Source organism: Hyphococcus sp., from assembly GCF_965267305.1.
GTDB lineage: Bacteria > Pseudomonadota > Alphaproteobacteria > Caulobacterales > Parvularculaceae > Hyphococcus.
In genome coordinates this window covers 3,569,549-3,594,129 of sequence record NZ_OZ253945.1, presented here as the reverse complement: position 1 = coordinate 3,594,129, position 24,581 = coordinate 3,569,549, and the positions used below count along the sequence as shown (strand labels likewise).

The window sequence follows — 24,581 nt, the reverse complement described above, 5'->3', positions numbered from 1 at the left end:
GCTTTAAGCCTTGTTCGATTTTCCCGGCAGCGTGCCCATATATTTGCAGATGATGGAGAGCATCACCTCGTCGGCGCCGCCGCCAATGGAGCCGAGGCGCCCGTCGCGATAGGCGCGGGACACTGGCGTTTCCTCCATGAAGCCCATGCCGCCCCAATATTGCAGGCAGGCGTCGTTGACCTCGCGCGCAAGCCGCCCGGCTTTCAGCTTCGCCATGGAAGCGAGCATGACGACATCCTCGCCTTCCATCATTTTCTCAACCGCGTCCCAGCTCATAGAGCGCAGCGCCTGAACTTCCGTCTTCAGCTCAGCGAGACGGAAATGCACCACCTGATTGTCGAGAATGGATTTCCCGAACGCCTTGCGCTGGCGCGCATATTCCGCGGTTTCGTCGATCGTCTTGTCGAGACTGACGAGGCTCGAGAGCGCGCACCAGAGCCGTTCTTCCTGGAACTGCATCATCTGATACATGAAGCCCGCGCCCTCCTCGCCGATGCGATAGCGCTGGGGCACGCGCACATCCTCAAAGAAAAATTCCGCCGTGTCGGAGGAGCGCATGCCGAGTTTTTTCAACTTGCGCGCGACCGTGACGCCTTTCCGGTGTTTGCTGTTGTCATCTTTCAAGGGGAGACAGATGAGCGTCTTGTTCTGATGGACCGGGCCGTCGCCGGTATTGGCGAGCAGGCACATCCAGTCGGCTTGCGTCCCGCTGGTGGTCCACATCTTGCCGCCATTGATGACGTAATCGTCGCCGTCTTTTTTCGCGGTTGTCTTGATCGACGCCACGTCGGACCCGGCGCCGACCTCAGACACGCCGAGACAGGCGACATAATCGCCCGCGATGGACGGTTTCAGAAAATCCTCTTTCGCGGCGTCGGTTCCGAAGCGCGCCAGAGCCGGCGTGGCCATGTCGGTCTGGACGCCGATGGCCATGGGCACGCCCCCGCAATCGATGTGGCCCAGCGCCTCAGCGACGACAGCGCCATAGGACCAGTCGAGCCCCATGCCGCCATATTGTTCGGGCTTGGTGACACCGAGGAGGCCGAGTTCGCCAAGCTCCTTGAACACCTGATGGGCGGGAAAGGCGCCCGCCTCCTCCCACTCGTCCACATAAGGATTGATCTCCGCCTCGATGAAGCTCTTCAGCGTCTTGCGGATCTGTTCATGCTCGGTGGTGAGTTTCATTTATTTCTCCGCCAAAAACATTTGCTCCAATCGAGCGAGAATGTCGTCGATCTGCATCCCCAGCTCATTTAATTGGTAGGATTTATCAAATCCCTCTCGGGCATTTTTTTCTGAAAGACGCGCATGAAGCTGACGCGAAACTTTACTCGGCAACTTACCTGAGGACTCGATTATAGTTCTTTCTTCCGGTAAAAGAACCTGTGAAGAAAGCAGCCAATCACGTTGCACTCTGTTAAGTTGCTCAACCATCACATCCTCGCGACGCCGAAGACATTCGGCCTTAGCTCGCGGCGCCCGGCTTCCGCGACGGTATCGAGACAGAACGCCAGCACTTTACGGCTGTCACGGGGATCAATCAGCCCGTCATCCCACAGCCGCGCCGTCGCAAAAAGCGCCGTCGATTCCGCGTCATATTGTTCAGTGATGTGCTTCGCCATGCCGTCGAGAAATTCCGTATTTGGCTCTTCGCCCTTTTTGCGGGCGCCCTCCTCCGCGACGATGCGCATGGTCTTCGCCGCCTGCTCGCCGCCCATGACGGCGATGCGGTTGTTGGGCCAAGCGAAGATGAAACGCGGATCGAAAGCGCGCCCGCACATGCCGTAATTCCCGGCGCCGAACGAAGCGCCAATATGCAGCGTCAATTTCGGCACGCGCATATTGGTGACGGCTTGAATCATTTTCGAGCCATGCTTGACGATGCCGCGCTGTTCGGCGTCCGTGCCAACGAGATAGCCGGTGGTGTTCTGCAGGAAGACGACCGGATTGCCCGCCTGCTCCATCAGTTGGATGAACTGCGCGACCTTCGCCGCGCCGTCGGCGTCGATGGGGCCATTGTTGGAAATGATCCCGACCTGATGGCCGGCAATGGCGGCTTGCGTACACACCGTCGCGGGCCCGTAGCCGTCCTTGAAACCGAGCATGTCGGAGCCGTCGACAAGGCGCGCAATCACCTCGCGGCTGTCATAAGGCTGGCGGTAATCCACCGGCACAATGCCGAGCAAGTCTTCGGCGCCGTAAAGCGGTTCATCGAAGGTCCTCGTTTCGCGCGCCTTATCCCAGCCGAGTTTCGAAACGATCTCGCGCGCGATGCGAACGCCGTCGCCGTCATCCTCGGCCATATATTCCGCCGTGCCGGAGACATGATAATGCATCTCCGCGCCGCCTAGATCTTCATCCGTCGCAATTTCGCCGGTCGCCGCTTTCAGGAGCGGCGGGCCCGCGAGAAACACTTTCGACTTGCCGCGCACGGCGACAACGTAATCGGAAAGTCCTGTCTGATAGGCGCCGCCCGCCGTCGACGAGCCATGCACCACGGAAATGACCGGACAGCCGGCGGCGGACAATCGCGCCAGATTGGCGAAGGTGCGCCCGCCCGGCACGAACATTTCCGCTTGACGCATAAGATTTGCGCCGGCGCTTTCGATGAGCTGCACGAAAGGCAGTTTGTTTTCGAGCGCGAGCGCCTGCGCTCTGAGCGCCTTGTGAACGCCCATGGGCGTCGCGGCGCCGCCCTTGATGCCGCTATCGGATGCGGAGACGACGCACCGGACGCCCGAGATAAAGCCGACGCCCGACACCCCCCCACCGCCGGAGATGTTTTTATCCCCGTCATCGTCATGCATCTTGTAGCCGCACAAAGTCGATAACTCGATGAAAGGCGCGCCGCGGTCGAGCACCAGCGCCAGCCTTTCGCGCGGCAGAAGCTGTCCCCGCTTTTCGAATTTCGGTTTCGCCCGCGCCGAGGTTTCGATGATCTTGTGTTCGAGCGCGCGGAAGCCCTCGATCAGCTTCAGATGATCGGCGCGGTTCTTCGCGTAGCTTTCGCTTCGCGGATCGATGTCGCTTTCGAATACCGGCATGGCGTCCGCCGCTCCGGGGCTTGACAAAACAATATGATCGTATTGTTTTATGCTCATGAGCCGTTCCCGTCAAGTCCCTGCAACAGCCCAACCCGCGGGCCGCCAGCAGGAAAAATCCGCCGCCATGCGCCTCCGGATCTGCAAGGCGGCGGCGAAACGGCTGGCGGCGAGCGGATATCACGGCACCTCAATCAAGCAGGTGGTGGAAGCGGCAAACGTTTCACTTGGCGCGCTACAGCACCACTTCCCGTCGAAGGACGATCTTGTGGAAGCGACGGCGGAATATTTGCTCGGCCGGTCGATCAAATGGTTTCAGCGCATCAAGACCGAACTCGAAAAAGACAGAAGCGCCTTTGCCGAAGTCATGCGCAGGTCATGGGAAGAGCAGTTCACAACGCCCGATTACGGCGCCCTTCTCGAAATTCTTGTCGCGGCGCGCAGCGACGCAGCCTTGCGCAAACGCATCGCCCCGAAGCTCGAAGACTGGAGCAATGGGATCGAGGCCGAGATGCGCGATCTCCTCACCCCCATCGCAAGAGACGCTAAGGAGCTTAACGCCATTATGACGATCGGCCGCTGTATGATGACGGGCCTCCTCGTCCATGACGGTTTGCTCGGCGATGAAAGGCATATGCGCAATGTGATTGACGCCTGGGTCGGCTTGGTAGCAGGCTCCGCTCGACAGCGGTAAACACGCGAGCAGGCGATGCCATGGTTACTATTGCAGACGAACTCGCGGCCCGCGCGCAGGAATTCGGCGCAGAGTACCTCCCCGGTCTTTTAGGCCTTGAGTTCACGAATTTCGGCGACGGCTGGGTCGAGGCGGAGGTGAAAGTGAGAAAGGCGCTGATGGCGCCGAATGGCTTTCTTCATGCGGCGTCAGTGATCGGCCTTGCGGATTCCGCCTGCGGCTATGGCTGCGTGCGCGCTCTTCCCGAAGGGGCAAGCGGCTTCACCACCATCGAATTGAAATCGAATTTTCTCGGCACCGCGCGCGACGGCGTCATTGAATGCCGCGCGGAAGCGAAACATTTCGGCCGCACAACGCAGCTCTGGGATGCGACCGTGAAACACCGCGAGTCGGACAAAGTCATCGCCATGTTCCGCTGCACGCAGATGGTGCTTTGGCCGAAACCTTAGCAGACTCGCTAAAGTTCTTCTTCCTCAAGACCCGGAATGCGCTCGCCGCGCTGGAGATATTCGGTCCAGTCTTCGCTGCTCCAGTGAGGGACGTCAATAAACCAGTCGCGCATCTCCGCAGGCACAGACTCGAGCGTCAGAAGTTTCTGCTCCTCGGGACTGGCGGCGAAAGCGGCGAGATCGGCAATATCCTGTGCGTCTAGATCGATGACATAGCCGAGCTCCACCGCCTGCAGCGCCGTCATTGCAGGCGCGCCCCGCCACATGCGGGCGGAGAAATCCAGCGGATTGATCCTGTCCGAATGGGACATGGCGGAAAGATCGGGCGCGGCCCTTCCGCCGACGCCGTTCACCTGATGACAGATGACGCAGCCGCGGGTGATGAATTGCAGCCGTCCGCGGCGCGCATTCACTTCGGGGGTTTCCACGCTGATTTCTACGGGCGGTTTGGAGAGCGCCTCACGCACCTCGTTCGGCGCGGCGTCTTCCTGCACGGCGTTTTGACCGCAGGCCGCCGTCCCTGCGAGCGCAAGACTGCAAACGAGTTTCAACAGGAGCGGCCGTTTCATAAAGTCATCTCCGCTGGTGAAGGGACTACATATCATTATAGGCGATCTGCGCGCAGGCGCTATGGCGGAAATCAAACGCCCTATCGGGCCAGCGCGCGTTTATAAGCCTCCCGATTTGTCAGTCTTCCCCACCACGCCTCTGCATTCGGCGTCAGCGCCTCCTCAATCCCGAGCGTGATAGCGAAATAGAGCGCATAGCCGACACAAATGTCCGCCATCGTAAACCGGTCCGCGCAAAGATAGCCGCGCCCCTCCAGCCCCGCTTCCACCGCGCGCCAGCGGCCGAGAAACCATTTGCGGTAATCCTCTGCGACCTGCGGCTGGCGGCGCTCTTCCGGTTCGAGCGCCGAATAGCGGAAAACGAGCGTCTGCGGGAAGGTGAAGGTCGCGTCGGAGCGGTGCAGCCAGTTGAGATAGGCGGGCCACTCTTTTTCCTCCGGCGTCACGGCCAGCGGCGTCGGTCCGTATTTGACGCCGAGATATTCGCAGATGCCGGCGCTCTCCGTCATCATGACATCGCCATCGATCAGGCAAGGCACCGTTCCCAGCGGATTGACCTCTTTATATGACTTGTCGAAGACCCGCGGCGGAAATTGCAGCGTGACAAGCTCGTAATCGAGGCCCAGTTCCTCCAGCGCCCAGACACAGCGCAGCGACCGCGCGCCCTGGCAGTGATATAGCTTCATTTTGCTTTCCTCCCGGGCGAAGTGTAGCGGCGCGTTGACGGCCTCTCAATTGGAGAGGACATTCAAGTCATGACAACGCCCCTCTCCTTCGACGCGACGCGCCTTCCCTCGCCGCATCTGAATGACAGCCACGAGGCGTGGCGCAAATCGATCCGCATCTTTGTGGATCGCGAGATCATGCCCCACGTCAATGACTGGGACGAGGCCGGCGGCTTTCCGCGCGATCTGCACAAAAAGGCGGCCGAAGCGGGACTCATCGGGCTCGGCTTTCCGGAAGACTATGGCGGGATCCGCGACGGCGTCGACGTCTTTCATTCCCTGATCGCGTCGGAAGAACTGGCGCGCGCCGGGTCCGGCGGTCTCGTCGCGGGACTGATGACGCATGGCATCGGCCTGCCGCCGATCATGGCGCTCGGATCGCCAGCGTTGAAACAGCGCATCGCGCCAACCGTCCTTTCCGGCGACAAGCTGATTGCGCTCTGCGTCACCGAACCCTCCGGTGGCTCCGACGTCGCCAATATCAAAACTAAAGCAACACGCACGAATAATGGATATGTGGTCAATGGCGAAAAGACCTTCATCACGACCGGCTGCCGCGCGGATTATTTGACCGTCGCCGTCCGCACAGGCGGAGACGGCGCCGCAGGTCTTTCCTTTCTTTTGATCGAAGCGGACCGGCCGGGCGTGTCACGAACGCCCTTGAAGAAAATGGGCTGGTGGATGTCCGACACGGCGAGCATCCACTTCGACGACGTCGCTGTCCCTACGGAAAACCTAATCGGACAGGAGAATGGCGGCTTCGCCGGCATTGTCGCGAATTTCAACATGGAGCGGCTTTCCATGGCGGCGCAGGCCATCGCCTTCGCCCGGGCCTGCATTGAGGATGCGGCTAGTTGGGCGCGTGATCGCCACACATTCGGCAAACCGCTCGCAAAACATCAGGTGATCCGCCACAAATTCGCGGAAATGGTCCGCCGGACAAACGCCGCACAGACCTATCTCGCCCATTGCGCCTGGCGCGTGATGAAGGGCGAGACGCCGGTGGCGGAGCTATCGCTCCTGAAGGTTGAGGCGACGCGGACCATGGAATATTGCGCGCGCGAAGCCATGCAGATCTTAGGCGGGGCCGGCTTCATGCGGGGTTGCCGGGTCGAGCGGATTTACCGAGAGGTTCGCGTCATGGCCATCGGCGGCGGCTCCGAGGAGATCATGAACGATCTCGCTGCAAGGCAGATGGGATTATAAAAAGCCCCGCCTGGGGGGACCAGCAGCGGGGCTTATAAAGTTTATATATTGCGGGTTATGCGGTTTTCTTTTTCCGGCCCGCAAAACCGAAACCGGCGGCGCCGGCAATAAACAGCCATGCGGCTGCGGGAAGTGGCACTTCCGGCATCGGCTCCTCAAAATTCAAACCGACAATCGCAGCAATGTCTGAAGACCCGACTGGCGTGTTCTCATCATCACGGCTGGTCTGAATGAAAAGCGGGGCGCTGATTGCGGCGTTCACCGCAAATCCGAGATCGGAAAAATCAAAACCCCAGATCGTGAAGTCTTTGCCGTCAACCTCAACGACGTCGAGTTTGGTCCCGATGATCTGTTCGCCATTGAGTATCAGCGTCACCGCCGGCGGATCATCCTGGTCTAGCGTTTCGAAGACAATGACGTCATCGCCCGCTCCGTTGATGAGCGTTTTCCCGTCATCAAAAAAAGCGGCAAGGACATCCGGGTCTTCCAGCACAGTGTTATTTTCGTCGAGTTCGACATCGGTATCGAGATCAAAGCCGACGACTTCCAAAGCCCGACATTCGACGCCGGTGGCGCCGACTGTAGATGTCGGATCGGTTGGATCAATACAGGCCTCACGGCGATTTTCCGGAAGCCCGGCGAAAACACCTCCCTGCGCCCACAGGACTGTTGACGCAGCGTTGTCAGTATCGAAACTTACCCCGCCCAAGGTCATGGGCGCGGCGTGAGCGCTGGCGGCAAAAGCAATCGCCAGCCCCATCGCGGAAGCGAGAATGGTTTTCATAATTTCCCCCAATGTTCTCCAGCATTAACCATATCAATTTTGGGGCCGAACCGAAAGTATTTGAGCCGGAAAATCTGAGAATTCCTGTGATTCTCATCACATCGGAGATTTTATCGCCACTTGAAGGCGTATTCGCGCGCCGCCTACAGCCGCAGGTCACAATTCACGCACGGCCACGCACGAAACCGCTCTTATGAAGTCACCATGGAGGGCGATGCTTTCCAGCTATGATTCGTTTTTTCTGAGAACCGTTTTCAGAATCTTGCCGGACGGATTGCGCGGCAGCCTGTCCAAGAAAGTCACATATTTCGGCAGTTTGAAATCGCCGACTTTTCCTTTCAGAAAAGCCGTCACGCCCGCGGCGTCGATCTCCGCGCCGGGCCGTTTGACGGCGACCACCTTCACGACCTCGCCCCATTTTTCGTCAGGCGCGCCGACGACAGCGACTTCGAGAAGCGCCGGACATTTCGCCAGCACCGTTTCGATTTCCGCCGGATAAATATTCTCGCCGCCGGAAATGATCATGTCCTTGATGCGGTCGACCACATAGATATAGCCGTCTTCATCTTCATAGCCGGCGTCGCCCGACCAGTACCAACCGTCGCGGATCGCATCGCTCGTCGCCTCAGGCTTGCCCCAATAGCCGTCCATGACGAAGCCTGAGCGCGCGACGATCTCTCCGGTTTCGCCTGGCGGCTGAGGCTTGCCGGTAACGGGATTGCAGATTTTCACCTCGCAGCCGGGCAGCGGTTTGCCTGCGGAGACGCGCTGGCGTTTTCCCTTGGCGTGATCGTCATGCGCGAGAACGGTGACGCCGCCGGTCGTTTCTGTCATGCCGTAAAACTGAGTAAAGGTCGCCTTCGGCATCGCCGTCATCGCTGCGTCGAGCAATGGTTCGGGCATGGGCGCCGCGCCATAACTAACGCCGGCAAATCGCTCCAGAGAAGCGCCGGCGCTTTTCGCAGCTTCGACGATCATCATAATCATCGCCGGCACAAGAAATGAATTCAGCGGCGTTTCGCCTTGAGCTTCTTTCACAATAGCGGCGGGATCGAACTGGCGGTGCTGAATGATCGGCATGGAACGCGCGACCGCCATGAAGCCGAAATTGACGCCCGCCACATGGAAATGCGGCAGAGCATGCATGACCGCTTCATCATCCGTCTGCGGAATAATGACGCCCGCCTCCGCTCCCGCCTTTCCAACTTCGTAATAGCACCGGTTGGTGAGGACGACGCCTTTGGGCAGTCCCGTTGTGCCGCTGGTGTAGAGCTGGACGATGACATCGTCCGGGGACGCCGTGAACTCCGGTTCTTTGGCGTCGTGGTTGTCGATAAAGGCGTCAAGACAATCCGTCCCGCCGCTTTCCAGAGTCATTGTCTTGACGTCCGGAACCCCTCCCGCCTCTCTCAGCGCGTCGATAAACATCTTTTCGCCGACAAAAAGCGCCGGTTTCGCGTCGGCGAGAATCTGCGCCACTTCCGCCGGCGCGAGACGCCAGTTGATGGGGGTCATGACGGCCCCAATTTTCGCCGCCCCGAAAATCGCATCCCAGAAGGTGGCGACATTGCGCGCCAGCCAGGCGATGCGGTCGCCCGGTTTCAGCCCAAGCGAAAGGAAGCCTTGAGCCGCCCGGTTCGCGCGCTCGTTCATCTGCGCATAGGAAAATGAGCGCCCCTCGAATATCAGCCCGGTCCGGTCCGGCTGCTCGCTGGCTTGGCGCCGGATCAGATCGGCGATAAGTGGCGGGTTCAATATTTCTCGCTGGCTCATGCGTCTCCCTGTTCCTTGTCTTTTTTTGACCGGCACTATGCCCTTTTCCCGCATCCGGCGCAAAGCGCCGCTGCCTTTGCCGGTTGCGGGACCGCACGGCTTCCTCTTAGCTACGGACAGCCCAAGGAGAAGCACATGCCGTCCGTTTCCGATCTGAAAGCCAAAATGCGCCTGCCGGTCATCGGGGCGCCCATGTTTATCGTGTCGACCCCGAAGCTGGTGATCGCGCAATGCCAGGCCGGCGTGATCGGCTCATTTCCGGCGCTCAACGCCCGGCCTGCCGAGATGCTCGACAAATGGCTCGTGGAGATCAAGGACGCTCTCGCCCGCCATGAAGAGGAAAACCCTGGCGCGCCTACAGCGCCCTTCGCCGTCAACCAGATCGTGCACCGCACTAATGAACGGCTGATGCATGACGTCGAAGCTTGCGTGAAGCACAAAGTGCCTATCGTCATCACGTCGCTTGGGGCGCGCGAGGAAGTCTATGAGGCGATCCATTCCTATGGCGGGATCGTTTTGCACGACATCATCAACAACACCTTCGCCAGGAAGGCGATTGAGAAAGGCGCAGACGGACTGATCTGCGTTGCGGCGGGCGCGGGCGGTCACGCAGGCGTCCAGTCTCCTTTCGCGCTGGTTCAGGAGATCCGCGAATGGTTCGACGGCCCCCTCGCCCTTTCCGGCTGCATCGCGCGCGGCCAGTCCGTGCTGGCGGCGGAGGCCATGGGCGCCGATTTCGCCTATGTCGGCTCGGCGTTTATCGCGACGGAGGAAGCCAATGCGGACGACGCCTACAAGCAGGGCATTGTCGACGGCTATGCGGACGACATCGTCTATACGAACTATTTTTCCGGCATTCACGGCAACTATCTCAAACCCTCCATCCGCAATGCGGGGCTCGATCCGGATAATCTTCCTGTCAGCGATCCCTCCAAAATGGATTTCAAATCCGGCGGCGAAAACGCCAAGAAAGTCTGGAAGGATATCTGGGGTTGCGGCCAGGGCATCGGCGCTGTGAAGGCAGTCACTTCGACCGCCGACTTTGTGGACCATATGGCGCGCGACTACGAGACGGCCAAAGCCGCGCTTTGCGGTCGGTAGCCTCTAAAAAGGAACCAATCGAGAAGAGGACTGTTTTTCCCCTTGATTCGCCCTATGGCGCAGAAGGAGACAAATCATGTCCGCATTCGCCGCATATATTCTGGGGGCCATCGTCCTCGCTGTGGGTTTGGGAATTGGCGCGCATCTTCTCGGCGTTCCGCCGCTGTGGATCGGCGTCGGCGCGCTGGTGATCCTCGGCGCCGGCATCATGAGCGCCGCCGCCAAAACCAAGCGCCGGGACGCCCCGGAACATTCCTGAGACATCGGCGGCGCGGAAGCAATAAAGCCAGAGGGTCGGCCTCTGGCTTTTTTATGTTGAAGGGCCCACATAGATTCCATGACAAAAACGCTTTTTTACGCATGCGCTCTCATTGCGCTCAGTCTGGTTTCCGCCTGCGGACGCGGCGAAAACGAGGTCGGCGAATTCAAGAACGACTGGGTCGGCAATGAGATCAAGGTCGAGGCCCTCTCGGACCCCAAGGTCGAAGGCGTCACCTGTCATCTTTCCCATTTCGACCGCGGCTTCTGGGACCGAGTGGCGAAAGGCAACTGGTTCGAAGACCCCTCCAACGCCTCCATCGCCTGCCGCCAGACCGGGCCGATCGCCATCGGCGACATCGATATGGGGAAGGACGGCGAAGAGGTTTTCTCTCAGCGCATTAGTCTGGTTTTCAAATCCATGGCGGTTCGGCGCATCTATGATGCACAGAACGAGACCCTGATCTATGTGGCCTACAGCCGGCGCCCCGTGGAAGGCTCCGCGAAAATGGCGATCTCCACCATCTCGCTCTACGGTCAGACCGTGACCCGCGCCGAGACCGGCTAAAACCCGCGCCCATCCGTTATTTTACTGTTCTCAGCGGGCGCGAAACCGCCTAGCGTTTATCCATGCGTAAACGTCTTTGCAAAATCGTCGCGACTATCGGCCCGGCCAGCGCCTCGCCATCCATGCTGCGCCTTCTCTTCAATGCGGGGGTCGATGTCTTCCGCCTCAATATGAGCCATGGCGATCACGACAAGCTGGAGAAAATCGCCAAAGCGATCCGCGACATTGAACGCGACACCGGCGTGCCGATCGCGACATTCGCCGATCTTCAAGGCCCGAAAATCCGCACCGGCTCCTTCGCAGGCGGCTCCATCAATTTACGCTACGGCGCTGAATACAAACTTACGCTTTCCGCTGAGTCGAATGACGACAGCGTCATTCCGATCCCCCACAAGGAACTGCTCGACGTCCTCGAACCCGGAGACATTCTGAAGCTCGACGACGGGCGCCTGCAGCTCACCATCTCGGAACGCAACAGCCGCTCGATCATTGCGAAGGCGGATACGCCGGGCGAGCTCAAAAACAAAAAAGGCATTAACGTGCCGGGCCGGCGCCTGCCGATTTCGGCACTGACGGAAAAGGACCGCGCCGACCTCGATTTCGCGCTTGAGCTCGGGGTCGATTATATCGCGCTCTCTTTCGTGCAGCACCCGAGCGACGTCAAGGATGCGCGAGAGATTATCAATGGACGCGCCGGGATCATCTCCAAAATCGAAAAACCGTCCGCCATCGATCATATCGACGAAATTATCGACTTGTCGGATGCGATTATGGTGGCGCGCGGCGATCTCGGCGTCGAATGCGCCCCGGAGGATGTGCCCCTCCTCCAGCGCAAAATCGTGCGCACCTGCCGCAAGGTCGGCAAGCCGGTCATCGTGGCGACGCATATGCTCGAATCCATGGTGGAATCGATCGCCCCGACGCGGGCCGAAGCCTCTGACGTTTCGACTGCTGTGTTCCAGGGCGCGGATGCGGTGATGCTGTCCGCCGAGACCGCGGTCGGCCGCCACCCGCCGACAGCCGTCGCCATCATGGACCGGATCATCGCCGCGACCGAACGGGACGACGAATCAGGCAGCTATAAATCCGTCGCGCGGGAGATCGAAGAGTACGCAACCGCCGACGCCATCACGCTGTCGGCGCGGCGCATCGCCGAAGTGCTCGATTGCCGCTTCGCCATCGCCTACACGAAAACCGGGTCGACGGCGCAGCGCCTATCGCGTGACCGGCCGCACTGCCCCGTTATCGCCGCCACCCCGGATGAGGATGTCGCCCGAAAACTCGCCCTTTACTGGGGCGTGCGGTCCGTCGTCACCGAAGACATCTCGCATTTTCATGAAATGCTGGAAAAGGCTGACGCCATCGCCAAGGCCAATGGCGGCGAGGACGGCGATCGCATCATCATTCTCGCCGGTTACCCCTTCGGCCGGCCCGGCAAAACCAACACGCTCAAGATCAGCCGCCTTGGCGCCATAGAGTAACCCGCCCATTCACCATGTTTTAGGGAACTTTCTGCATAACCGCCCTGTTCGGGACGGGACGTAGGTATGAGAGTGGGTTATGCGAATTGTTTCAGGCAGCGACCAAGAGCTGTTCATCATCACCGCTGATAACAATGTTTGCAGTTTTGTCGGCCACAAACCGGCGCGCCCCAATCCATTGAATGATGCCGCGCCTAGTGCGCCCCGCGAGACGATCGCGGATGTGTTCATGTCGGCTTGCGCTCATTTCGCCGAAAGCTTTCAGCGCAGCGCCTTTCGCCGCTAAACGCAGAAGCCGGTGAATTGAAAGGCTGACAAAAAGGCTCAAGACTGGCAAAACCTCCTTCATCCGAAGACGAAGGAGGACATGATGGCGGTCAAGACGCGTTCTTTCGACTACACGGTTGACGGCAAAGACTTCGAAGCCTATCTCGCCGCGCCCGATGGCGACGATCCGTCCCCGTTGGTTCTCGTTTGTCACGCTTGGGCGGGACGTTCACAATTCGAAAACGATAAGGCCTACGCGCTTGCCGATCTTGGATATGCCGCTGTCGCTATCGACCTTTTCGGCAAGGACGTTCTCGGAAAATCCAAAGAAGAGTGTCAGGCGCTCATCAAACCGTTCGTTGACAACCGGGCGCTGCTACAAGACCGCCTGAAAGCCAATCTGGCTGTCATGAAAGAGCAGGCGGAAGCGGAAGCCAGCAAGGCGGCCGCCATCGGCTTCTGTTTCGGCGGGCTGTGCGCGCTCGACTTCGCCCGCTCCAACGCTGACGTTGCGGGCGTCGTCAGTTTTCACGGGCTTCTTCATGCGCCGGGCAATACGGCCGACAAGATCAATCCGAAAGTGCTGGCGCTCCATGGCTGGGACGATCCCATGGCGACGCCGGATAACGTGAAAGCCTTCGGCGAGGAAATGACCAAGGCAAAAGCCGACTGGCAGCTTCACGCTTATGGCGGGACCATGCACGCTTTCACAAACCCGGTCGCGAACGATCCTGATTTCGGCACCGTTTATAACGCTGCAGCCGACAAGCGTTCCTGGGCGTCCATGCGGCTCTTCTTGAATGAATTGTTCGCCTGACGCCGTTCAGGCTTTTCTGGCGCGCTTCAGCGATTTCGGCTTTGCTTTTCCAGCCGCAGTCTTGGTTTTCGCAGATTTCTTCGCAGGTTTTTTGCCGCGCGCAGACGCGGCGAGCGCGAGGCTGGTCCAGTGTCGAAGCGCGTCATTGTCGTCGTAAATCTCTTCCGGCGCGTTGTAATAGGACATGGTTCCGGTCTTGCCGTTCATTTCGACCTCAAAGGGGCGTAGGCCCGCCGCCTCGAATTCGGCGCGGGTCACGTCGTCGACCTTGAACCAGACATCGTCGTCGCCGCTGATGGCGAAGATCGCGCCGTCGCAATAAATCCCCGCCCCGCCGAACATCTTGCGAACGGAAATTTCACCGAAGGGCGAGAAGAGGTCTTTGACGTAGTCGAGAAACGATGCAGACGGCGCCATCAGGCATCGGCCTTCGCCGGGACAATCGTCACGCTTTCGCCGCAGCCGCAGGCGTCGGTCTGGTTCGGATTGTTGAAGACGAAACGCTGGGACAGCTTTTCGGTGACGTAATCGATCTGCGTCCCGATGAGGAACAGGATCGCTTTCGGGTCGATTAGGATCTTGATCCCGTTTTCTTCGACGCTTTCATCCATGGGGCCCGCCTCGGTGGCGTAGTCCATGGTGTATTCCATGCCGGCGCAGCCGCCGTTTTTCACGCCGATCTTGACGCCGATATAGGTCTCCTCGGCGGCGGCCATGATCTCCTGCATCCGCGCCGCAGCGGCGTCGGTCAGCGTTACAACTTTCGGTCTCGGACGTCTCGCCATTACAACCATCCCAGTTCGAGCTTCGCCTCGTCGGACATTTTTTCCGGCGTCCAGGGCGGCTCGAACACCATGTTCACTTTCACATCCTCGACGCCTTCGACGCCACGGACCGCGCCTTCGACCCAGCCAGGCATTTCGCCCGCCACCGGACAGCCCGGCGCCGTCAGGGTCATATCGACCGTCAATAGCCGGTCGTCATTAAGGTCCACCTTATAGATGAGGCCCAGCTCATAAATATCAACCGGGATTTCCGGGTCGTAAACGGTCTTCAACGACCGGATGATGTCCGCCGTGATCCGCTCCAGCTCCGCTTCCGGAATGGAGGAGCCGCCGGAGGTTTCGGCCTGGGGGGCCGGTTCCGGCTTCGGCGGGTTCACATCGATAATGTCGCGCTGGTCTTCCATATCCTGCTCTTACCCTAACATCTGGTGCGTCTTGTGAAGGCCGGAAATGAGCGCCTCCACATCTTCATGGGTGTTGTAGGCGGCGAAGCTCGCCCGCGCCGTCGCCGAAACACCAAGGCGCTTCATCAGCGGCTGGGCGCAGTGATGGCCCGCGCGCACGGCGACCCCGGTCCGGTCGAGGATCGCGGATATGTCGTGCGGGTGTGCGCCCTCCACCGTGAAGGCGATGATCGGCGCTTTGTTCTCCGCGCGCCCGAAGACGCGCACGAAATTGAGTTTCGCCAGTTCTTCAAGGACGTGATCTTTCAGGCGCGCCTCATGGGCGGCGATGGCCTCGACGCCCTTCTCCGTCATCCAGGTCAAGGCCGCGCCGAGACCGATGGCTTCAAGGATCGGCGGCGTCCCCGCCTCGAAGCGGTGCGGCGGATCGTTATAGGTGACATTTTCCTGCGTCACCATGTCGATCATTTCCCCGCCGCCCTTGAATGGCGGCAGCGATTTCAGCGCATCCATCTTGCCGTAGAGAACGCCGACGCCCGACGGCCCGTAAAGCTTGTGTCCGGTCAACACATAGAAGTCGCAATCGATCTCCTGAACATCGACAGCGCCATGGACGCCCGCCTGGCAGCCGTCGAACAGGATTTTGACGCCATGCTCATGGGCGATCCGCGCCAGCTCCTTCGCCGGCGCCGGCGCTCCGAGAACATTCGACATGTGCGACAGCGCCACGAGCTTCGTCTTCGGCGTGAAGAGGGCGCGGTAGGCGTCAAGATCGAACTCGCCGTCATCGGAGACGTCGAGCCATTTCAATACCGCGCCCTTGCGCTCGCGCAGGAGATGCCATGGCACGATGTTCGAATGATGCTCGGCGACGGAGAGGATGATTTCGTCGCCCTCACCAATGTCCGAGACACCCATCGCGTAGGAAACAAGATTGAAAGCGTCCGTGCCGCCGGAGGTGAAAACAATTTCGTCGGGCGATTTGGCGTTCAGGAAGCGCGCGACTGTTTTTCGCGCCTCTTCGTAAGCCGCTGTCGTTTCGTTGGAGAGGAGATGCAGGCCCCGATGCACATTGGCATAGGAATGCTCCATCGCATGGGTTAGGGCGTCAATCACGGCGCGCGGTTTCTGCGCCGAGGCCGCGCTGTCGAGATAGACGAGTCGCTTGCCATAGGCGTCGCGAGCGAGGATCGGAAACTCCTTGCGCAGCGCCTCCACATCGAGCGGCATTATGGGCGCCCCATCACTCATTGTTTTCCAACCAGGTCTTGAGGAGCGACGCGAAAATGTCGCGCAACGCCTCATCCTCGAATTTCTCCACTACTTCGCCGACAAAGGCCTCGATCAGGAGCGCCCGCGCCGCCGCCTCATCGAGCCCGCGCTGGCGCAGATAGAACAACGCGTCTTCGTCGAGCGCGCCGACCGTCGACCCATGGGCGCATTCCACATCGTCAGCGTAGATCTCGAGTTCGGGCTTGTGGTTCGCCTCCGCACCGTCGGAAAGAAGGAGGGCGTTCGCCGCCATCTTTGCGTCGGTTTTCTGCGCATCGCGGAAGACATGGAACTTGCCCTGAAAGACATTGCGGCCGCGGTCTTTCGCGACGCCCTTGTGAAGCTGAACGACGTCACAGCCTTCGGCGCGAAACTGCGTGTCCGTGGTGAAATCAGAATGCCGCTCGCCGGAGACGAGCGCGGCGCTGTTGATTGAGGCGGAGGAACCCGCGCCCCAAAAATGCGCATGACATTCATGGCGCGACAACCGCGAGCCGGTGGAAAGTCCCGTGCTCTGAAAATCCGCCTTTTCATCGATCTTCGCCGCCAGAATACTGTTCACGACGCTTTTCTCGCCTGTGTCCTGCCAGACCGCGCGGCGGAATTCGGCGCCGTCGCGCACCACCATGTGAAACAGATGCGAATAAAATCCGGCGCCTTCGCCCTCATAGGTTTCGATCAGCCGCAGCCGGGCGCCGGGAGAAATGCGCATCATGGTCTGCGCAAAGGAAAATCCGGCGCCGTTGTTGATGTGGCGGATCAGAACCGGCCGCTCAAAAGCGATATCGTCAGAGACTTCAAATCCCAGCGCCTTGCGCGCAAGCGCGACATTGAGCGACGCCATCGGATGATTTTCAAGCTCGGATATCGTCGCAACCGGATTGACGACGCCGTAACGCAGCCCTTCCGATATGGGCTCGTCGGGAAGCTCGATGCGGCCATTAATGATCCGGAACTCAAGGGGATCGAGCGCCGCAAACGCAGACGGCTTGATCTCCGCCTCAACCCTCTCTCCTGGCTCAACGCTGCGCAGCGCCGCATTCATGTCCGACCATTTCCACCCTTCGACGCGGCGATTGGGCAGGCGCAGCTTCGCAAAGCGGTCGAACGCCGCGGCCTGCGCCTCGTTCTTCGCGGAACGGGCGGTGAAATCGGCTTCAAGCGCCGCTTCAAAGGGGGATGGATTGGCGATGAGCCCTGCCATGGTGCTTACGCCGCCTCGATAAACTGTTCGTAGCCGGATTTTTCAAGCTCCACGGCAAGCTCCGGTCCGCCAGATTTGACGATGCGTCCACCCGCCAGGACATGCACGGCGTCGGGTTTGATGTAGTCGAGCAGCCGCTGATAATGCGTGATGACAAGGAAGCCGCGATCCGGGCCGCGCAGCGCGTTCACCACCTCGCCGACCATTTTCAAGGCGTCAATGTCGAGGCCGGAGTCGGTCTCGTCCATGATCGCAAAGCGCGGTTCGAACATCGCCATCTGCAGCATTTCCATGCGCTTCTTCTCACCGCCGGAAAAGCCCACATTGAACTGGCGTTTCAGTTTCGCGTCGTCGAGGCCCACGAGCTTCGCCTTGTCGCGCACGAGACGGATGAAGTCCGCCGCGGAGACCTCATCCTCTCCCCGCGCCTTTCGCTGGGCGTTCATCGCAGTGCGGATGAAATTCATGGTCTGCACGCCGGGAATTTCCATCGGGTGCTGGAACGACAGGAAGAGCCCTTTCGCAGCGCGCTCGTCGGGCGAGAGATCGAGCACGTTTTCACCATTGAGCGTCACATCGCCCGACGTGGCGTCATAGCCCTCGCGCCCGGCGACCGTATAGGAAAGCGTCGACTTGCCGGACCCGTTGGGGCCCATAATGGCGTGCACTTCGCCCTTCGGGACTTCCAGCGAGAGGCCTTTCAGAATTTCATTGCCGCCAATAGCGACATGGAGATTGTCTATCTTCAGCATATTAGTTTCTATCCATCATCATGACCGGTCGCGGCAGACATAAAGCGGCGCGCCGCCCTTGCCGCGGGGGCCGATTCGCACCTGCTCCTGTCCGTCCTCACACAGGCTCGCCTTTGAAGCGCCCGTAGGGGACGCGCAGCCCGCCAGGGCGACAAGAGCCGCAAGGGCGCCCGCGCCGGGCATAATACGAAACAGCGTCGACATAGTTACGGTCATAGTCCTGATGATCTTCCTTTCTTTCTTTAGCGTTCTATTCGCCGGCGGCTTCCGGCGCGTTGATGCGCGTATTCTGGTCGTGGACGAGACGCCATTCGCCGTCTTCGAGTTCAAAGACGAGAATGAGCCATGAAGCGCGCGGCTCGCCTTCGGGCGTGTCTCGGTAATCGTATTTCAGGAGGGCGGCGGCCATGTCCTCGCCTTCCATCACCTTCACCACTTGCGGCTCCATGCGCCAGTCGGCGTCCGCAAACCACTCGCGATGAAAGGCGGCGACGCCGTCTGTGGTTTCGATCACCGACCCGTCGGGGAAGATGACATGGAGATCGTCCCCCGACGTCACGGTCGGGATGTAGGCATCGATGTCTTTCGCCTCAATGGCGGCAAGATGCGCGTCGAGCGCATCGCGGAAATCCGGTCGTGAGGTTTCAGTGGCGCCGCAGGCGGCGAGCAACAGCGCGCCCGCAATAGCAACTCCGCGCTTCATGATTTCACCGCCAGACATTCGATTTCGACGGCGGCGCCAAGCGCCAGGCCGTCAACCCCCATGGTCGACCGCGCCGGCTTGTCGCCCGGAAAAGCCGCGGCATAGGCTTCGTTCATCGTGGCATAGTCCTGCATGTCTTCCAGAAAGACCGTGCATTTGACGATGTCTTCAAGACCGGCGTCGAGCTTGCCCAGCGTCGCTTCGTAATTCTCAAAGATCTGGCGCGTCTGCGGCCCGGCGCCGCCCTCTACGACGCTGGTCGTTCCCGGCGCGCGGCCGATCTCGCCAGACAGATAAATCACGTCGCCGACGACCACCGCCGATGAAAACGGCAAATCGGCGGAGAGCGCCGGGTCGCGATAGACCTCGCGCGTCTTGTTCTCAGCCTCGCCGCAGGATGCGGCGAGCGCCAAAGCCAACGCGGCGCCTAGATATTTCTTCATCGTTTGCCCCATCTTTTCACCGGCCGGCCTAATCCTTTTTCACTTTTTCATGCAGGAACTGGTGAAGTTCTTCCCGGGCTTTGCGGAATTCCTCATGAGCCTCTTCCTCGCGCACAAATCCGTTCTGATCGAATTTGTCGCGATCGTAGTGGCGCGCCAGTTCCGAGAACGTTCCGCCCACATGGGCGAGCGCGGCTTCATAGACCTGACGTTTTTCCTCGTACTTTTTGTAAAGCTTTTCCCACTGATCCCAGTCTTTCTTTTCCATAATTTTTCCTTTCGATCTTACTCAGCCCCTGCCGCAACAGCGGCTGCGCTTTTGGGTTCGAAAATCAGATAGACGGTGGTCGTGTCGCCGATATTGACCGCTTCGTGCCATTCGACGCCGTCCGACCACCAGGATGAATTGTCCGGCGTTTCCTGTTCGCGCGTTCCATTCGCATCGGTGATGCGCATGGTCCCGCCCTTCAGGATGTAACCGTAATGGGGCGGATGCCAATGACGCTCATGCCCGACGCCCGGCGCGAAGGTGCAGCGCGCGACGCGCATATGCTCGTTCTCGGACAGGAGTTCGCACACCTTTTCGCCTTTCCAGCCGGCGTCGATGGCGTGCGGCAATGATGACATTTTATCATTCGCTTCCGCGCGCGGCGCGGCGAGACGGAACATCATCACGACCACCGCTGCGATGAGCACGACCGCAATGATGCGCAACAGCCACGCCATCAGGCTGTTGTCCTTTATATCGAGCGGACCGCCTTCGCGACGCCAGAACATCAGCCTACGCTCCCTTCTAGGGAAACGCTCACCAGCTTCTGCGCTTCGACGGCGAATTCCATGGGCAGCTCCTGCAGCACTTCCTTGCAGAAACCGTTGACGAGGAGCGCCACCGCTTCTTCCTCAGAAAGCCCGCGCTGCTGGCAATAAAAGAGCTGGTCTTCCGAAAGCCGCGAGGTCGTCGCCTCATGCTCAAGGATCGCGCGCGGGTTTTTCGATTCCACATAAGGCACCGTATGCGCGCCGCACTGATCGCCAATGAGCAGCGAGTCGCATTGGGTGAAGTTCCGCGCGCCTTCGGCTTTGCGATGGATGCTGACGAGCCCGCGATAGGTGGAGTTCGACTTGCCGGCGGAAATGCCTTTGGAAATGATCCGCGACTTGGTGTTCTTGCCCAAATGAATCATCTTGGTGCCGGTGTCGGCCTGCTGATGGTTGTTGGTGATGGCGATGGAGTAGAACTCGCCTTGCGAGTTGTCGCCTTTCAACACGCAGGACGGATATTTCCAGGTCACGGCGGAGCCCGTCTCGACCTGCGTCCACGAGACCTTCGAATTGACGCCGCGGCAGTCGGCGCGCTTGGTCACGAAATTATAGATGCCGCCCTTGCCGTCCTTGTCGCCGGGATACCAGTTCTGCACCGTCGAATATTTGATTTCGGCGTCGTCTTCGGCGACGAGTTCCACCACGGCGGCGTGAAGCTGGTTCTCGTCGCGCATGGGCGCGGTGCAGCCTTCGAGATAGGAGACGTAACTGCCCGGCGCGGCGACGATAAGCGTGCGCTCGAATTGGCCGGTGTTCGCTTCATTGATGCGAAAGTAAGTCGAGAGCTCCATGGGGCAGCGAACGCCCTCCGGCACATAAACGAACGTGCCGTCTGAGAAGACCGCGGAATTCAGCGTCGCGAAGAAATTGTCCGAGGTCGGCACCACGGTGCCGAGATATTTCCTGACAAGCTCCGGGTGCTCGCGCACCGCCTCCGAGATCGACATGAAGATGACGCCGGCTTTCTGAAGCTCCTTCTTGAAGGTCGTGGCGACGGAGACTGAGTCGAACACCGCATCGACCGCGACTTTCGGCTTGTCATCCGGATGCGTGCGGGCCTCGCCGGGGCTTTTCCCTGCGCCTTCGACGCCGAGCAGGACTTCAGCTTCTTTCAGCGGAATGCCGAGCTTTTCGAAGTCCGCGAGAATTTCAGGCGGCACGTCGTCGATGGACTCGTATTTCGCGCCCGACGACGGCTCGGAATAATAATAATGATCCTGATAGTCGATCTTCGGATAGCTCACCATCGCCCAGGTCGGCTCCTCCATGGTGAGCCAGCGGCGGAATGCTTCCAGCCGCCAGTCGAGCAGCCATTCCGGCTCTTCCTTCTTGGCGGAGATGAACCGCACCGTGTCTTCGTTGAGACCCTTCGGCGCCTTCACCGACTCAATATTGGTCGTGAAGCCGTATTTATAGGTCTCCAGCGACTTCGCCGTTTCGACCGTCTCTTTGGATATGGTTTCCTTGATTTCGGACATTTATGCAGCTTTCGCTTTGATGCGTTCGTATGCTTTCGGCCATGTCTCGATGAACGCGTCGGCGTCTTCCGCCGTCGAGTTCCAGCCTAGCGACACGCGGATCGCCGACGTTGCTTCGGCTTCGCTCGCGCCCATAGCGGTCAGCACATGGCTGGGCTTAGTCTTGCCGGAGGAACAGGCCGTCCCGGCGGAAACCGCAATTCCGGAAAGATCCATGGTCATCAATTGCGTCGCGCCGGAAAATCCGTCTGCGGAGAGACAAAGGGTGCCGGGCAGCCGCTCCTCGCTCGCGCCCCAGATTTTCGCGCCCGCTTCGATGGCGGCGTCTTCCATACGGTTGCGCAGCAAGGAAATCTCATTGACGCGCGCGAGGCTTTGCTGCGCCAGTTCGCAGGCGAGCCCAAGCCCCGCAATCGCCGGAACATTATGCGTGCCGGCGCGGCGGTTGCTCTCATGACCGCCGCCGCGCATCACAGGCTCAAGCGGCAGGTTCGGCCCGGCGACAAGCGCGCCCACGCCCACCGGCCCGCCGAATTTGTGGCCGGTGAAACTCATGATGTCGGCGCCTGACATAACGAAATTAACCGGAACCTTGCCCACCGCCTGCGCCGCGTCACAGAAGAACAAGCCGCCCGCGTCATGGGCAATCGCCGCCGCCTCAGCCACCGGCTGCAAAACGCCGGTCTCGTTATTCGCGAACATCAGACAGATCATGAAACCGCCATCGCGGTCGACGTCGTAGTCTTTCAGGCGATCTTTCAGCCATTGAAGATCCACAAGACCGGAAGGCAGCGCCGGAATGATCTCGATCTCGGCGCCGGTCGTTTCCGCATTGGCCGCGACGGCTGCATGTTCGATGGCGCTGATGAAAAAGCGCTTGATTTTGTGCGGTTTCATCACGCCATGCAGCGCATAATGAATCGACTCCGTGCCGCCGCTGGTGAAGATGACGCCGTTCACCGGCGCATTGACGAGAGCGCGCACCTGTTCGCGCGCATCTTCGAGCGCTTTGTGCGCGCGTCTGCCCTCTTCATGCACGGACAGCGAATTGCCGTCATGGCGCATGGTCTCCGCGACGATGTCGATCACTTCCGGGCGCACAGGAGCGGTTGCGTTATGGTCGAGATAATGCCGGGTCATTCCGCAGCCTCGACAAGTCTGCCTTTGGGCGCGTTCACCGCCGCCATGCCGGCGACGCGGCGCTCGATAATGTCTTCGAGCGTCACAGCGTTGAGAAAGACTTCGATCTGGCGGCCGAGCTCGTCCCAGAGATCGTGGGTGAGACAGCGCGCGCTCGTTCCCTGGCAGCCGATGGAGGAGCCGGGGGCGCAGGCGGTCGTCCGGATTTCCTCATCCACCGCCGCGACAATGTCCGCGACCCGGATATCCGACGCAGGGGCCGAGAGCGCATAGCCGCCGGCGACGCCGCGGGCGCTTTCCACGAGGCCGGCCCGCCGGAGTTTGGCGAAAAGCTGTTCGAGATAGGAAAGGGAAATCCCCTGCCGCAAGGCCACGTCGGAAAGGGCCACCGGAGTGTCGCTGCCGGTCGCAGCAATATCGGCGAGCGCCGAGACCGCATATCTGCCTTTAGTGGTGAGCTTCACTTAGGTCTTCCTTTGCGCCCTCAACAGCGCGGTTTGGGCCAGTTCGGCTGGCGTCGCAGGGAAAACGTGCTATACGCGCCCGCTGTCCGATCCCTTGCGCAGCCGAGATAAGAAATCCGACCAAATCAGTCAACATTAGCGCCGCTTGAAAAACCGGCGAAAATGACGATTTCTCTCGTCTCCGGGATCAAAAAACGAGCAACAGGCTGGGAATTGCCGCCCCGCCCCCGACAAGACTGAAAAGTCAGGATTGAAAAGGTAGACAATGCCAGAAGTGATTTTCGCCGGTCCGGAAGGACGCCTTGAAGGCCGCTATCAGAAAGGAAAAGGCGAAAATCCGCCGGTGGCGCTGGTCCTGCACCCGCATCCGCTGTTCGGCGGGACCATGAACAACCGCGCGACCTATGAACTCTACCAGATGTTCGTGCGCCGCGGTTTTTCGACCATGCGGTTCAATTTCCGCGGCGTCGGGCGCAGCCAGGGCGAATACGATCAGGGCCAGGGCGAACTCGCTGACGCGGCGACGGCCCTCGATTACATGCAGCAGATGAACCCGAACGCGCCTTTCAGCTGGGTCGCAGGCTTTTCTTTCGGGTCGTGGATCGCGATGCAACTCCTGATGCGTCGGCCGGAAATCGTCGGCTTTATAGCCGGTTCGACGCCCGCCAATCTTTACGATTTTTCGTTCCTAGCGCCCTGCCCCTCGTCGGGCGTCGTCATTCACGGCGAATTCGACAAGATCTGCGCGCCGGAAGAAACCCGCGGCATGGTGGAGCGCACCCGCACCCAGAAGGGCCGCAAAATCGACTTCCAGGTCGTGCCGGGGGCCGACCATTTCTTCGAGTCTCATATTGAGGCGTTCATCAAGACAGCCGAGACCTATCTCGACGACCGTCTCGCCCATGACACGCCAGAAGGCGAATATCACGGCGAGAAATAAAGTCTTTCCAGACGCTTAGAGCTTTACTGTTTTCCCCCGGATTAACTTTTGCAAGTCAGACTGCTATTCTGGCGCAACTGTCCGGGGGGACACCCATGATCGCCATATTGACCAAAGCCTTGCCTGTTTCCTGGCGGCCGCTGAGCGCCAGACTTTCGGGCGTCAACGGTTTTACGGGCCGAGGCGCGGTTGCCTTCCAGCTTGGCGGCGGCGGCGCAAAAAAACTCTCTATCGAGATTCACGGCGTCGCCGGCCGCGAGGCGGAAGTTGTGGTGAATGATGAGCCCGCCGCGACCCTTAAAATTGCAAAGGGACGCGCCAGCGCGACATTCGCCTCAAAACGTGGCGACAAATTGCCGGACGCGAGTGAGGGCTCGCGCATCGATATCCGCCAGAATGGCGAGGCAATCTTGAGCGGCGTTTTGTCCCGCAACTGACGCA

The 24,581-nt window shown here is 59.9% G+C and carries 32 protein-coding genes; 10 read left to right on the top strand and 22 right to left on the bottom strand.

The genetic code is table 11. The features are described 5' to 3' along the window. Positions 1-3: 3 nt before the first annotated feature. From ACQY5P_RS17400 to ACQY5P_RS17390, 3 genes are read right to left on the bottom strand one after another with little or no spacing between them, the layout of a single operon-like run. Positions 4-1,185, bottom strand: coding sequence for an acyl-CoA dehydrogenase family protein (locus ACQY5P_RS17400; RefSeq protein WP_428408141.1), 1,182 nt, complete (start codon positions 1,183-1,185; stop codon positions 4-6). Then, positions 1,186-1,434, bottom strand: coding sequence for a hypothetical protein (locus tag ACQY5P_RS17395; protein ID WP_428408140.1), 249 nt, complete (start codon positions 1,432-1,434; stop codon positions 1,186-1,188). It lies immediately after the preceding gene. Next, the gene (locus tag ACQY5P_RS17390; RefSeq protein WP_428410684.1) at positions 1,434-3,044 is read right to left on the bottom strand and encodes an acyl-CoA carboxylase subunit beta; all 1,611 of its coding nucleotides are present in this window, start codon (positions 3,042-3,044) and stop codon (positions 1,434-1,436) included. The genes ACQY5P_RS17395 and ACQY5P_RS17390 overlap by 1 nt, the downstream gene beginning before the upstream one ends. Positions 3,045-3,168: 124 nt before the next feature. Between ACQY5P_RS17390 and ACQY5P_RS17385 the strand changes: the two genes are divergently transcribed. Together ACQY5P_RS17385 and ACQY5P_RS17380 are read left to right on the top strand one after the other, a co-directional pair. Then, positions 3,169-3,735, top strand: coding sequence for a TetR/AcrR family transcriptional regulator (locus tag ACQY5P_RS17385; protein WP_428408139.1), 567 nt, complete (start codon positions 3,169-3,171; stop codon positions 3,733-3,735). Positions 3,736-3,755: 20 nt separating this feature from the next. Further along, entirely contained in the window at positions 3,756-4,184 is a 429-nt protein-coding gene (locus ACQY5P_RS17380; RefSeq protein WP_428408138.1) for a PaaI family thioesterase, read from the top strand. 8 nt (positions 4,185-4,192) lie between these two features. Here ACQY5P_RS17380 and ACQY5P_RS17375 read toward each other — a convergent pair whose 3' ends face one another. Beyond that, complete coding sequence (locus ACQY5P_RS17375; RefSeq protein ID WP_428408137.1) at positions 4,193-4,753, bottom strand: c-type cytochrome; 561 nt, start codon at positions 4,751-4,753, stop codon at positions 4,193-4,195. A gap of 80 nt (positions 4,754-4,833) precedes the next feature. Next, complete coding sequence (locus ACQY5P_RS17370; protein ID WP_428408136.1) at positions 4,834-5,439, bottom strand: glutathione S-transferase family protein; 606 nt, start codon at positions 5,437-5,439, stop codon at positions 4,834-4,836. A gap of 69 nt (positions 5,440-5,508) precedes the next feature. On the opposite strand from ACQY5P_RS17370, the gene ACQY5P_RS17365 reads away from it, so the two are divergent. Further along, positions 5,509-6,684, top strand: a complete 1,176-nt coding sequence (locus tag ACQY5P_RS17365) for an acyl-CoA dehydrogenase family protein (RefSeq protein ID WP_428408135.1) — start codon at positions 5,509-5,511, stop codon at positions 6,682-6,684. A gap of 55 nt (positions 6,685-6,739) precedes the next feature. On the opposite strand, the gene ACQY5P_RS17360 is transcribed toward ACQY5P_RS17365, so the two are convergent. Together ACQY5P_RS17360 and ACQY5P_RS17355 are read right to left on the bottom strand one after the other, a co-directional pair. Beyond that, on the bottom strand, positions 6,740-7,468 hold the full coding sequence (locus tag ACQY5P_RS17360) for a VPLPA-CTERM sorting domain-containing protein (protein ID WP_428408134.1): 729 nt from the start codon (positions 7,466-7,468) through the stop codon (positions 6,740-6,742). A 225-nt stretch (positions 7,469-7,693) separates the two neighbouring features. Further along, complete coding sequence (locus ACQY5P_RS17355; RefSeq protein ID WP_428408133.1) at positions 7,694-9,241, bottom strand: long-chain-fatty-acid--CoA ligase; 1,548 nt, start codon at positions 9,239-9,241, stop codon at positions 7,694-7,696. 135 nt (positions 9,242-9,376) lie between these two features. Between ACQY5P_RS17355 and ACQY5P_RS17350 the strand changes: the two genes are divergently transcribed. The 4 genes from ACQY5P_RS17350 to pyk all read left to right on the top strand — a co-directional run bounded on the left by ACQY5P_RS17350 (position 9,377) and on the right by pyk (position 12,649). After that, positions 9,377-10,342, top strand: coding sequence for an NAD(P)H-dependent flavin oxidoreductase (locus tag ACQY5P_RS17350; protein WP_428408132.1), 966 nt, complete (start codon positions 9,377-9,379; stop codon positions 10,340-10,342). Positions 10,343-10,418: 76 nt separating this feature from the next. After that, a complete protein-coding gene (locus tag ACQY5P_RS17345) occupies positions 10,419-10,601 on the top strand; it encodes a hypothetical protein (RefSeq protein ID WP_428408131.1) in 183 nt (60 codons plus the stop codon). A gap of 78 nt (positions 10,602-10,679) precedes the next feature. Continuing rightward, the gene (locus ACQY5P_RS17340) at positions 10,680-11,168 is read left to right on the top strand and encodes a CreA family protein (protein WP_428408130.1); all 489 of its coding nucleotides are present in this window, start codon (positions 10,680-10,682) and stop codon (positions 11,166-11,168) included. Between the two features lie 62 nt (positions 11,169-11,230). After that, a complete protein-coding gene (gene pyk / locus ACQY5P_RS17335; RefSeq protein WP_428408129.1) occupies positions 11,231-12,649 on the top strand; it encodes a pyruvate kinase in 1,419 nt (472 codons plus the stop codon). A gap of 91 nt (positions 12,650-12,740) precedes the next feature. Here the strand turns inward: pyk and ACQY5P_RS17330 are convergent, their stop codons facing one another. Continuing rightward, a complete protein-coding gene (locus ACQY5P_RS17330; protein WP_428408128.1) occupies positions 12,741-12,977 on the bottom strand; it encodes a hypothetical protein in 237 nt (78 codons plus the stop codon). Between the two features lie 39 nt (positions 12,978-13,016). Between ACQY5P_RS17330 and ACQY5P_RS17325 the strand changes: the two genes are divergently transcribed. Continuing rightward, on the top strand, positions 13,017-13,733 hold the full coding sequence (locus ACQY5P_RS17325; protein ID WP_428408127.1) for a dienelactone hydrolase family protein: 717 nt from the start codon (positions 13,017-13,019) through the stop codon (positions 13,731-13,733). Positions 13,734-13,739: 6 nt separating this feature from the next. Here ACQY5P_RS17325 and ACQY5P_RS17320 read toward each other — a convergent pair whose 3' ends face one another. From ACQY5P_RS17320 to ACQY5P_RS17255, 14 genes are read right to left on the bottom strand one after another with little or no spacing between them, the layout of a single operon-like run. Then, on the bottom strand, positions 13,740-14,150 hold the full coding sequence (locus ACQY5P_RS17320; protein WP_428408126.1) for a TfoX/Sxy family protein: 411 nt from the start codon (positions 14,148-14,150) through the stop codon (positions 13,740-13,742). Further along, a complete protein-coding gene (locus ACQY5P_RS17315; protein ID WP_428408125.1) occupies positions 14,150-14,518 on the bottom strand; it encodes a HesB/IscA family protein in 369 nt (122 codons plus the stop codon). Before ACQY5P_RS17315 ends, ACQY5P_RS17320 begins: the two co-directional genes overlap by 1 nt. Further along, positions 14,518-14,922, bottom strand: coding sequence for an SUF system Fe-S cluster assembly protein (locus tag ACQY5P_RS17310; protein WP_428408124.1), 405 nt, complete (start codon positions 14,920-14,922; stop codon positions 14,518-14,520). The genes ACQY5P_RS17315 and ACQY5P_RS17310 overlap by 1 nt, the downstream gene beginning before the upstream one ends. 9 nt (positions 14,923-14,931) lie before the next feature. Next, positions 14,932-16,152 (bottom strand): cysteine desulfurase, encoded by a 1,221-nt coding sequence (locus tag ACQY5P_RS17305; RefSeq protein WP_428408123.1) that lies wholly within the window; start codon positions 16,150-16,152, stop codon positions 14,932-14,934. 13 nt (positions 16,153-16,165) lie between these two features. Beyond that, positions 16,166-17,398, bottom strand: a complete 1,233-nt coding sequence (sufD, locus tag ACQY5P_RS17300) for a Fe-S cluster assembly protein SufD (protein ID WP_428408122.1) — start codon at positions 17,396-17,398, stop codon at positions 16,166-16,168. Positions 17,399-17,403: 5 nt separating this feature from the next. Next, positions 17,404-18,150: a Fe-S cluster assembly ATPase SufC gene (gene sufC / locus ACQY5P_RS17295; RefSeq protein WP_428408121.1), complete on the bottom strand. Its 747-nt coding sequence runs from the start codon at positions 18,148-18,150 to the stop codon at positions 17,404-17,406. Positions 18,151-18,168: 18 nt separating this feature from the next. Next, a complete protein-coding gene (locus ACQY5P_RS17290) occupies positions 18,169-18,366 on the bottom strand; it encodes a hypothetical protein (protein WP_428408120.1) in 198 nt (65 codons plus the stop codon). 34 nt (positions 18,367-18,400) lie between these two features. Next, on the bottom strand, positions 18,401-18,853 hold the full coding sequence (locus tag ACQY5P_RS17285) for a YybH family protein (RefSeq protein ID WP_428408119.1): 453 nt from the start codon (positions 18,851-18,853) through the stop codon (positions 18,401-18,403). Then, positions 18,850-19,296 (bottom strand): RidA family protein, encoded by a 447-nt coding sequence (locus ACQY5P_RS17280; protein WP_428408118.1) that lies wholly within the window; start codon positions 19,294-19,296, stop codon positions 18,850-18,852. The genes ACQY5P_RS17285 and ACQY5P_RS17280 overlap by 4 nt, the downstream gene beginning before the upstream one ends. 28 nt (positions 19,297-19,324) lie before the next feature. Next, positions 19,325-19,564, bottom strand: coding sequence for a hypothetical protein (locus ACQY5P_RS17275; RefSeq protein WP_428408117.1), 240 nt, complete (start codon positions 19,562-19,564; stop codon positions 19,325-19,327). A gap of 17 nt (positions 19,565-19,581) precedes the next feature. Continuing rightward, positions 19,582-20,073, bottom strand: a complete 492-nt coding sequence (locus ACQY5P_RS17270) for a cupin domain-containing protein (protein ID WP_428408116.1) — start codon at positions 20,071-20,073, stop codon at positions 19,582-19,584. Then, complete coding sequence (gene sufB, locus ACQY5P_RS17265; RefSeq protein WP_428408115.1) at positions 20,073-21,596, bottom strand: Fe-S cluster assembly protein SufB; 1,524 nt, start codon at positions 21,594-21,596, stop codon at positions 20,073-20,075. The genes ACQY5P_RS17270 and sufB overlap by 1 nt, the downstream gene beginning before the upstream one ends. Beyond that, positions 21,597-22,736, bottom strand: coding sequence for a cysteine desulfurase family protein (locus tag ACQY5P_RS17260; protein WP_428408114.1), 1,140 nt, complete (start codon positions 22,734-22,736; stop codon positions 21,597-21,599). It abuts the gene before it with no gap. Continuing rightward, positions 22,733-23,200 (bottom strand): Rrf2 family transcriptional regulator, encoded by a 468-nt coding sequence (locus ACQY5P_RS17255; protein WP_428408113.1) that lies wholly within the window; start codon positions 23,198-23,200, stop codon positions 22,733-22,735. The genes ACQY5P_RS17260 and ACQY5P_RS17255 overlap by 4 nt, the downstream gene beginning before the upstream one ends. 265 nt (positions 23,201-23,465) lie before the next feature. Between ACQY5P_RS17255 and ACQY5P_RS17250 the strand changes: the two genes are divergently transcribed. After that, positions 23,466-24,140 (top strand): alpha/beta hydrolase, encoded by a 675-nt coding sequence (locus ACQY5P_RS17250; RefSeq protein WP_428408112.1) that lies wholly within the window; start codon positions 23,466-23,468, stop codon positions 24,138-24,140. A gap of 95 nt (positions 24,141-24,235) precedes the next feature. Further along, on the top strand, positions 24,236-24,577 hold the full coding sequence (locus ACQY5P_RS17245) for a hypothetical protein (RefSeq protein ID WP_428408111.1): 342 nt from the start codon (positions 24,236-24,238) through the stop codon (positions 24,575-24,577). Positions 24,578-24,581 lie beyond the last annotated feature (4 nt).

What these genes read in the sequence shown, in the direction of transcription:
- ACQY5P_RS17260 (WP_428408114.1), bottom strand. Translation starts at nt 22,736, where the DNA reads ATGACCCGGCATTATCTCGACCATAACGCAACCGCTCCTGTGCGCCCG.
- ACQY5P_RS17400 (WP_428408141.1), bottom strand. Translation starts at nt 1,185, where the DNA reads ATGAAACTCACCACCGAGCATGAACAGATCCGCAAGACGCTGAAGAGC.
- ACQY5P_RS17245 (WP_428408111.1), top strand. Translation starts at nt 24,236, where the DNA reads ATGATCGCCATATTGACCAAAGCCTTGCCTGTTTCCTGGCGGCCGCTG.
- ACQY5P_RS17385 (WP_428408139.1), top strand. Translation starts at nt 3,169, where the DNA reads ATGCGCCTCCGGATCTGCAAGGCGGCGGCGAAACGGCTGGCGGCGAGC.
- ACQY5P_RS17270 (WP_428408116.1), bottom strand. Translation starts at nt 20,073, where the DNA reads ATGTTCTGGCGTCGCGAAGGCGGTCCGCTCGATATAAAGGACAACAGC.
- ACQY5P_RS17275 (WP_428408117.1), bottom strand. Translation starts at nt 19,564, where the DNA reads ATGGAAAAGAAAGACTGGGATCAGTGGGAAAAGCTTTACAAAAAGTAC.
- pyk (WP_428408129.1), top strand. Translation starts at nt 11,231, where the DNA reads ATGCGTAAACGTCTTTGCAAAATCGTCGCGACTATCGGCCCGGCCAGC.
- ACQY5P_RS17290 (WP_428408120.1), bottom strand. Translation starts at nt 18,366, where the DNA reads ATGACCGTAACTATGTCGACGCTGTTTCGTATTATGCCCGGCGCGGGC.
- sufB (WP_428408115.1), bottom strand. Translation starts at nt 21,596, where the DNA reads ATGTCCGAAATCAAGGAAACCATATCCAAAGAGACGGTCGAAACGGCG.
- sufD (WP_428408122.1), bottom strand. Translation starts at nt 17,398, where the DNA reads ATGGCAGGGCTCATCGCCAATCCATCCCCCTTTGAAGCGGCGCTTGAA.
- ACQY5P_RS17390 (WP_428410684.1), bottom strand. Translation starts at nt 3,044, where the DNA reads ATGCCGGTATTCGAAAGCGACATCGATCCGCGAAGCGAAAGCTACGCG.
- ACQY5P_RS17320 (WP_428408126.1), bottom strand. Translation starts at nt 14,150, where the DNA reads ATGGCGCCGTCTGCATCGTTTCTCGACTACGTCAAAGACCTCTTCTCG.
- ACQY5P_RS17365 (WP_428408135.1), top strand. Translation starts at nt 5,509, where the DNA reads ATGACAACGCCCCTCTCCTTCGACGCGACGCGCCTTCCCTCGCCGCAT.
- sufC (WP_428408121.1), bottom strand. Translation starts at nt 18,150, where the DNA reads ATGCTGAAGATAGACAATCTCCATGTCGCTATTGGCGGCAATGAAATT.
- ACQY5P_RS17375 (WP_428408137.1), bottom strand. Translation starts at nt 4,753, where the DNA reads ATGAAACGGCCGCTCCTGTTGAAACTCGTTTGCAGTCTTGCGCTCGCA.
- ACQY5P_RS17325 (WP_428408127.1), top strand. Translation starts at nt 13,017, where the DNA reads ATGATGGCGGTCAAGACGCGTTCTTTCGACTACACGGTTGACGGCAAA.
- ACQY5P_RS17350 (WP_428408132.1), top strand. Translation starts at nt 9,377, where the DNA reads ATGCCGTCCGTTTCCGATCTGAAAGCCAAAATGCGCCTGCCGGTCATC.
- ACQY5P_RS17340 (WP_428408130.1), top strand. Translation starts at nt 10,680, where the DNA reads ATGACAAAAACGCTTTTTTACGCATGCGCTCTCATTGCGCTCAGTCTG.
- ACQY5P_RS17250 (WP_428408112.1), top strand. Translation starts at nt 23,466, where the DNA reads ATGCCAGAAGTGATTTTCGCCGGTCCGGAAGGACGCCTTGAAGGCCGC.
- ACQY5P_RS17345 (WP_428408131.1), top strand. Translation starts at nt 10,419, where the DNA reads ATGTCCGCATTCGCCGCATATATTCTGGGGGCCATCGTCCTCGCTGTG.
- ACQY5P_RS17280 (WP_428408118.1), bottom strand. Translation starts at nt 19,296, where the DNA reads ATGAAGAAATATCTAGGCGCCGCGTTGGCTTTGGCGCTCGCCGCATCC.
- ACQY5P_RS17310 (WP_428408124.1), bottom strand. Translation starts at nt 14,922, where the DNA reads ATGGAAGACCAGCGCGACATTATCGATGTGAACCCGCCGAAGCCGGAA.
- ACQY5P_RS17285 (WP_428408119.1), bottom strand. Translation starts at nt 18,853, where the DNA reads ATGAAGCGCGGAGTTGCTATTGCGGGCGCGCTGTTGCTCGCCGCCTGC.
- ACQY5P_RS17355 (WP_428408133.1), bottom strand. Translation starts at nt 9,241, where the DNA reads ATGAGCCAGCGAGAAATATTGAACCCGCCACTTATCGCCGATCTGATC.
- ACQY5P_RS17315 (WP_428408125.1), bottom strand. Translation starts at nt 14,518, where the DNA reads ATGGCGAGACGTCCGAGACCGAAAGTTGTAACGCTGACCGACGCCGCT.
- ACQY5P_RS17305 (WP_428408123.1), bottom strand. Translation starts at nt 16,152, where the DNA reads ATGCCGCTCGATGTGGAGGCGCTGCGCAAGGAGTTTCCGATCCTCGCT.
- ACQY5P_RS17370 (WP_428408136.1), bottom strand. Translation starts at nt 5,439, where the DNA reads ATGAAGCTATATCACTGCCAGGGCGCGCGGTCGCTGCGCTGTGTCTGG.
- ACQY5P_RS17360 (WP_428408134.1), bottom strand. Translation starts at nt 7,468, where the DNA reads ATGAAAACCATTCTCGCTTCCGCGATGGGGCTGGCGATTGCTTTTGCC.
- ACQY5P_RS17395 (WP_428408140.1), bottom strand. Translation starts at nt 1,434, where the DNA reads ATGGTTGAGCAACTTAACAGAGTGCAACGTGATTGGCTGCTTTCTTCA.
- ACQY5P_RS17380 (WP_428408138.1), top strand. Translation starts at nt 3,756, where the DNA reads ATGGTTACTATTGCAGACGAACTCGCGGCCCGCGCGCAGGAATTCGGC.